The 7,099-nt window shown below is 45.8% G+C and carries 3 protein-coding genes and 1 pseudogene; 1 reads left to right on the top strand and 3 read right to left on the bottom strand.

Features of this window, described 5'->3' with window-relative positions; genetic code table 11:
* Positions 1 to 80: 80 nt before the first annotated feature.
* Complete coding sequence (locus HK25_RS11810; protein ID WP_086636355.1) at positions 81 to 323, bottom strand: hypothetical protein; 243 nt, start codon at positions 321 to 323, stop codon at positions 81 to 83.
* 135 nt (positions 324 to 458) lie between these two features.
* Positions 459 to 1,190, bottom strand: a complete 732-nt coding sequence (locus tag HK25_RS11815; RefSeq protein WP_233127821.1) for a site-specific integrase — start codon at positions 1,188 to 1,190, stop codon at positions 459 to 461.
* Between HK25_RS11815 and HK25_RS11820 the strand changes: the two are divergent.
* Positions 1,191 to 1,792, top strand: a pseudogene (locus HK25_RS11820) (IS5 family transposase).
* A gap of 60 nt (positions 1,793 to 1,852) precedes the next feature.
* On the opposite strand, the gene HK25_RS11825 reads toward HK25_RS11820, so the two are convergent.
* Positions 1,853 to 6,586, bottom strand: a complete 4,734-nt coding sequence (locus tag HK25_RS11825; RefSeq protein WP_158092960.1) for a Hint domain-containing protein — start codon at positions 6,584 to 6,586, stop codon at positions 1,853 to 1,855.
* Positions 6,587 to 7,099 lie beyond the last annotated feature (513 nt).

Consider the following 7,099-nt stretch of genomic DNA (forward strand, 5'->3'; position numbering starts at 1 on the left):
CGAACGAACTGTCGGTGCTCTGTGGGATACCGTCGGAGCTCTGCTTCCGGCTTTCACCCCCAGCTAATGCGCCAGTTTCTTTACAGCCGCAGGGTATGAGCCAGATTAAAGTGGAACTGCTCTAGGCAAATCAGGAGTTCATAAACTCGCGGTTTGTAGTTTGCCAAAAGCTTCTCAATAGCTAGCTGACCTGCGCTTGATGAGAGGGAGGCGGCATAGTTTTTGAGAGCTGTAATATAAGCATTATTTGCTGCTTCTAGTCCACATTGATGATACCGAACAGATTCGATGGCTTCTTGTAAGTTTGAATTTTGAAACAACACGTTGTCCTTTTATGGAATAATTTCACCAGTAGATACGTAATCAATTAGAAATCCAATGTCTGCTATGCGGAATGCAGGTCACACTACACGACGTCCGATATGAAGGCGAAAGCTGTCATCAGAGAGGCTTGTGCTTCAGGGGGTCAACGGGGGAGACACTCCCCCTTGCCAGATGCTCAATGGGTAGCCATTGAGCACTGCTGGCTCCCCCTTTAACGTTACTTTTTTGAACGCTGTCTCCGGGTAGCGTATGGCCTCTACTGTCTGCCTGAGATTGGCTATTGAAATGCCGGTCAGATAGGTGGTGGTGCCCTGACTTCTATGGCTCGCCTCGTGACCCAGAAGCCTGTCTATCCATATCTCCCGAATGTCTGCGTTGGCATTTCTGAGTTGAGTGGAAACCGTGTGCCGGAAGGAATGAAATGTAATTTCTGCTGGCAGGCCAAGGCGGGTCTTGAGTTGGGAGAAGACCCGGCTCAGTGTGGCCCCTCGGTCTTTCTGTTTAGACCCATCAAGGCCGGGTATGAGGTAATCGCTTTCGGTGTTGTTCTTGAGGGCCATTATGCCGGCCTCTATGAGTTTGGAGTGTAGGGGAATGACACGGGTGCCTGCTTCGGTCTTGGGTGACCAGTTGTCTTCTGCATGAGGTCTGACCATAAAGCAGGGAACACTCTCATGGGTTTGCAGGTCTTCTTTCCTTAGCGTGCAAATCTCTCCCATCCTCATGCCGGTATAAGCAGCAATAAGGGTCACAAGCCGGAAGGTCGGTTCAGGCACCAAGGAAGTATGCCACGAAGCGGAAGCCAGAAGTGCCAGCCTGCCCATGGATTTTTTGCTATAAGCTCTCTTTGCACGAGCTGGTTCCATATGAAGTGGATTGAACCATTTTTTCCTCTGGCGCACGGCGTGCCACGCATGGATGACCGGCGTGTTCTGAGCGGAATCGTTTGTGTCATCCGCAACGGGCTTCAGTGGAAGGATGCCCCCAAAGCATATGGTCCGCACAAGACTTTGTATAATCGCTTTACCCGGTGGAGCCGCTCGGGTGTTTTTGACAGGATCTTTGTCGCCCTGACAGAACAGGCTGGCCGTTCGAAGCGTCTGATGATCGATGCAACGCACCTCAAGGCACACCGGACATCGGCGTCCCTGCTCAAAAAGGGGATTTTCCCCGACATATCGGACGCACAAAAGGCGACCTGAACTCAAAACTTCACGCCGTGTGTGATGATCAGGGGCGACCTGTCCGCCTTCATCTGATAGCCCCGGACATGTCAGTGATTTCAAAGGTGCTGATGTGCTGCTGGCGAACCTGTCGGATGAGGCAGAGGAACTCATCGGTGATCGAAAATATGTTCGCGAAGCTCAAAGACTGGCGACGTGTCGCAACATGATATGACCGCTGTGCTCATACATTCATGTCTGCAATTCATATCGCAGCAGGCTTCGTCTTCTATCTTAAAGAATGAGTCCTGAGCCTGGTTGGATCTGGATAGGGCTGTTCCAGATCACTCTCCATATTTCCAGACTTATCCTGCAAACTTCAGGTTAACTGGCTGCTCTTTATGCTGTCTGTAAGGTCCTGCTGCTATGACCTCGACAGAGAGCACCCTTATTTCGCTGCTCAGCCCCAGAGGAAGAACAGCATCTCCTTTAGTCCAGCGCATCGTCCTGCTGCTTTCCGTGCAGTGCCAGCCTGCCAGCTCCTCCTGTGTCAGATGTGTGTCCACGACCATAGACGCAGCCCCTTCAAGAAGCGTCACCATGCCCACAAGAACACCAAGAACACGCCTGTCATCAATAAATGGCCCTACTACATCATACGGACGACTGGTACGGGACATCAGAGTTACTGATGCTGTACCTGCCGGTATCATGAACAGAGCCCGCCCGTTCTGGCGGCGTATCTGCCGGATAACATCACCCGTTTGCGTCAGAAGATGCAGGTCAGGATCATATGTTAGTTCTGTTGTTTTGCTCTGGTGTGGCAGGTCCATCTGTTCCGCACGTTCTTCTATGTGACGGAAGATATTTTCAGCAAACTGTTGTGAAACATCGAGAGGAGCTGCTGCATCATCCCATGTCAGGTTACGGGATGGTGTAAAAGCCACAAGCTTACCATGCTGATAAAAGGCCTGACGATTGCCAGTATCAAGGTAGCTTTCAGTCAGCATTCCATCTGCCATAATGACAGCGTGCTCACCTGTTTCAATATGATAATAATCATAGGATGTGATCGACTTATCATAAAATACTGAGCGGCCGTTCACCAGCATACGCACGGGAATAAACCGGCCATCAAAAAACAGACAATGCTCTGAGGTAATCAGCATATCTTTAAATGGCACACCCTCAGCCACCGCATTTTTCAGAATACGCACAGGGTAGCCTGCCTCATCATCTGGTAAATGAGAGCGCACAGTACAATGTGATCGGCCAACCCACGTTATACGCTCGGCACGGATAGCACTGTGGGCGTAAGTCAGGACTTCATCCCCTATATTCAGCGTTTCTACAGCAACTTCGCCACCTGGCGTACGGATAAGTGTGTCAGAAAGAAAGCAAACTTCTACAAGCTGATTTCCAATCACCACATAATTAGCAGGATCACTGCCATTTTCAGTGGTCAGTGAGTAAGTTTTTTCAGTGCCATCTGCGCCCTCCCCACTCACTGTCAGGCTCTCATCCGTTCCACTGACACTGGTAATCGTGTGTAGGTCAGTAAAATCAATAATGCCACCTGATGTGACGAAATGAATGGTATTAGATGGCATTGTACTGCCGGAAATAACCAGAACCCCACCTGAATAAAGATCGATACTGCCATTACCGCTAACAGTGCCGTTAATCTCTGTTGTGCCACCACTTATGACTGAAGTTACACCAGAAATCGTGGCGCCCGAGGTGAGATAAAGTGTACCGCCGCTGCTCACAACTGTGTCAGAAGCGAGGCCACCTGAAAGCACGTTAATAATGCCGTCAGTTTCAGCAATATCACCTGATATCACTGCACCTGATGAGACATTGAGAACACCGTGATCTGCAATAGTCAGCGGGTCAATACCACCAGAGTAAAGATTAACTGTGCCACCGCCAGAGAAGGTAATATCAGCAACTGATCCACCTGAGCTGACATTAATGACACCTCCATCATACAGCGTATCGTTTTGCGTCATACCGCCACCGGAGACAATGATCTGCGCACCGCTGCTTACTACAATCTGTGTTAGAGTGCCTCCCGAAACAGTAAGCAACCCACCACCAGAAGTAACTGTTGCCTGCGTTATAAGGCTATCCTCAGAGACGAAAGCCGATCCACTCTCTCCTACTGTGACATCAGTAGCCGTAGAGCCTGAGAAAACAGCAAATTTTGCATTGCTGCCGACAAAAACCCCCGATGCAACAGAATCAACATAAATAAGCAGTTCCCCGCCATTTAGAGTGGCTCCTGAAACCTGCCCTGTCTGAAATTGTCCTCCGGCGACATTATTATCTGCGTTAATGGTCAGACCCGATACAATGCCTGAAAGGCTTTCAATATCACCATTATTAAGGGTCGTACTAATAAACGTGTCACCAGCAGAACTGATAATGCCGGCACCGCTTTGAATAATGGCACTGACGAAGGTGCTGCCAGACGTCTGATCAATTTGTGCACCGCTTTCGAGTGTCAGGCCAGACACAACCGCATTAGACGAGATACTGAGTGAGCCTCCGCTATACAGCGTCATACCTGATGCTATGACATCACTCTGCAACTGGGCAGAGGCCCCGCTCATTATAGAAACGCCCGAAACAGTTGTGCCGGAAGTCGCTATAAGCTCAGCACCGCTGTCAAGTATAATATCTGAGCCAATACTACCTGTATTGAGAGTTAAAATACCATTATGAACTGTGGCTCCTGAAACAGAGGTGTCATAAAAAATATTGTTATTATCCTGATTAATACCTGAAGAAACCGATGACCCATCAATAGTGAGGCCGGAAACAATGCTCGAACTAAAAAATATTGGACTATTATTTAAAGAGAGATCAATATATGTATTGTTACTTCCATAATAATTCTGCAAAGAAGCATTTGATGAAAGAGTGACGTCAACCAACGTATCATCAGAATCATAATTCATGAAGGAGCCTGACTCTAATGTCAGCCCTGATATAACCAATCCATTACCAAGTCCTAAAGTTGCACCATTACTTACATTAAGGTCTTTATATACTGCCACTGAAGAGAGGTTTAAATAAACACCATTATCAATCTGAGCTGAAACAACCGTCCCCCCGGTGCCTATATTCACAGAGCCACCACTCTCCAGCTCTATACCGGAAACAGCCCCACCAGAAGAAATATTAAGTATACCACCAGAAGAAATAATAATATTATCAGCTTCACCACCTGATATGACCGAGAGAATACCTCCATTCTTAAAAATCTCATCACTGAGTATCTGACCTGATTTTGCTGTCAGATACATGCCGCTTCCATAAGAAATATCAGTAACGGTCGCGCCTGATTCAGAATTTAATATAGAGCCGGATTCAATTGTAATACCCGAAAGAACTGCGCCAGATTCCACATTAAGTGTGGCACCACCGCTCAGAACAAAATCAACAAAATCCTGACCTGATGAAATGGTGAATTCACTATCGCTACCAAGTGAGGCTGAAATGACTTCCACACCTGATGCTACACTGAATAAAGCAGAATTCTGTAACTCCACCCCTGATACGACAGCCCCGGAAGAAACAAAAACCTCTCCTCCGGCTTCCACATCTCCACGCACGAGTGTACCGCCAGAGCTAATCGTTACCGTGCCGCCACTAAAAACACTTGCGGCTGATAATTCACCGCCGGAAGAAACAATGACCTGACCTGATCCACCTGAATTACCATTAACACCGTCTACAGTACCACCAGATGTAGCAATAATTGTACCATCATTATTGAATTCATAAGGGTATATTATTGAATTTTCACCAGCTGTAATAACTGCGCCGCTACTAATATCAACACCCCCTAAATAAACGTTTTCAGCACTTATAATTCCTGATGATAATACCGTAATATTTGATAATACATTATCTTGTTCACCAATACTTCCTGGTCCGTAAATAATATTAAGATCACCGCCAGAGTCAACTGTTACGTTACTAATATAAGCACCAGATGTTGTTACAACTGAACCACTCTTAATATCCATAGATAATGATGTTGCGCCAGAAGCAAGATTAAGTGATCCTCCGCTACTAACTGTAACCTGACTCAGCGTAACATTGGCCTGCACAGTAAGTACTGCACCGCTGTTAACAGAAGCAGAATCTAAAAACTGCGAGGAAGAAATTGTTATATCAGCACCATCATCCAGCTGAGCTGATATAACAGAGCCTCCCGAAGACATATTAAATAAACTATTGCCTTGAATCTCCAGTGCAGAAACCGTAGCGCCTGATGCAAGACTAAGTGTCGCACCACTGTCAAGAATGCCGCTTTGTAAAATGCCAGATGAATAAATTGCCGCCGTCATACCAGAGCTAAGAAGCAGGCTTGAAAAAACAGATCCTGCCGCAATGATCTGATTATTACTGTCCCATAATGCTAGTTCAGGGGAGAGAACATTCGCACTTTCAGTGGAAGAAAGGTTTGTTTCTCCGCCAGAAAACACATAAACAGTCCCATTATTTTCGTTCGATGCATCAGATAACTGGCCTCCGCTCAATACCAAAACAGTGCCACCAGAAGAAATTTCTACATCTGAAAAGCTTTGTCCTGAAGAAATGATTAATTCACCACCACTTTCTACAATAGTGCCAGGTATCATCGTTCCAGAATCAAGACTAAAAGTGGCACCACTCTCAAGCGTTATACCGGAAGCTGTTACACCTGATTCAGTAATAAGAGTAGCACCGCTCTCAAGCAAGGTATTAAAAATTGTTCCTCCTGCAATGACATTTAAAGTGGCACCACTCTCAAGCGCTATGCCTGAATCTGTTACGCCTGATTCAGTAATAAGAGTAGCACCGCTCTCAAGCAGGGTATTAAAAATTGTTCCTCCTGCAATGACATTTAAAGTAGCACCACTCTCAAGTGTTGTAGAAAAAGCCAGGTCGCCGGAAGCAACAAACATATAAGCTGAATTTTGAAGATCTACATTAGAGGCTTCAACAAGGTTACTAAAAGGAGAGCCAAAATTGTTAAACGATTCAAGGTAAATACTTCCTCCACTACTAATTGTGGCGCCATCTAGTAGACCAGAAGTAGGCACATAGGCTGAAAATGAAGTTGCATATGTGGATAAATAGAAAAAAGAAAGTCCATTGTAAACATCAACTATTCCTCCAGAGCTAACTGTAACGTTATACCCAGTCGCACCAGAAAGATTTAATATTCCACTATTGACAACTGTAACATCTGAAATGCTGACATGAGAATTATATGTTTGTGCGGAATATGTTTGTGCGTTTGATATAACTTCAGACATTAGTTTTTTACCTGACCCTGGCGTTGAGTTTTATTTTTTGTGTTTTTAAAGAAAATAAAGCAGATCATAATCTTCATTTCTTCTCTAAAAATCAAAACGGCTGCAGATAATCAGCGCAGGAATTATCTATCAAACCCAAGAGATTACAAGAGGTCGCGTCAGATGCCACCAAAAATTCAACAAAAAATTTCTATTTATTAATTATTACGATAATATTATGTAAGTGCAGACGTGCTGCTGGCAGATCTCCCCGACAAGACAGAAGAAATCATCGGGGACAGGGGCTATGACAGCAAC

This window comes from Acetobacter sp. DsW_059, assembly GCF_002153695.1.
Lineage (GTDB): Bacteria > Pseudomonadota > Alphaproteobacteria > Acetobacterales > Acetobacteraceae > Acetobacter > Acetobacter thailandicus.

Excerpts from the sequence above, each read along its gene's own strand:
- HK25_RS11815 (WP_233127821.1), bottom strand. The coding sequence starts at position 1,190 with ATGGAACCAGCTCGTGCAAAGAGAGCTTATAGCAAAAAATCCATGGGC.